Consider the following 483-nt stretch of genomic DNA (forward strand, 5'->3'; position numbering starts at 1 on the left):
CCCTTTTACCGTCAAAACAACCGTGAGTATTCCCATTGATACTCACAGAGTAAGCAACCATGGAAACACATGTCATGATCCAGTCAATCATACGATCGGGGAAACCAAACCCAAACAAGATGGTCCGCAGAAACGTCCAGTCAACCGTGTCGTAGGCTTTTTGAATATCAACCTTAAAAGCACACCTAGGAGGACCACGATGACGATGATAATCACGCATGAGCTCGTGAACAAGAAGGACGTTGTCGGTGATCAAACGACCAGGGATGAAAGCAGACTGGTTTTCATCAACCAGAGAAGAAAGATGGTTTTTGATACGATCCGCAATAAGCTTGCTGATACATTTGTAAACAACGTTACAACAAGCTATAGGGCGGAAATCAGTGACTTTGGAAGGGGAATCAACTTTAGGGATGAGCGCAAGGATGGTGCTGTTGAAAGACTTAAGAAGTTTGCCAGAATAGAAGAATTCCTTAACAGCCA

Annotated in this window: 1 protein-coding gene; it reads right to left on the bottom strand. The window is 43.9% G+C overall.

Translation table 11 applies throughout. The annotated features are described in order from the left end of the window. Positions 1–427: RNA-directed DNA polymerase (locus tag HX793_RS31660; RefSeq protein ID WP_368855658.1), on the bottom strand; the 427-nt coding region annotated here is incomplete at its 3' end. Positions 428–483: the final 56 nt, after the last annotated feature.

It is taken from the genome of Pseudomonas reactans (assembly GCF_013387025.1).
GTDB classification, from domain to species: Bacteria; Pseudomonadota; Gammaproteobacteria; order Pseudomonadales; family Pseudomonadaceae; genus Aquipseudomonas; species Aquipseudomonas reactans.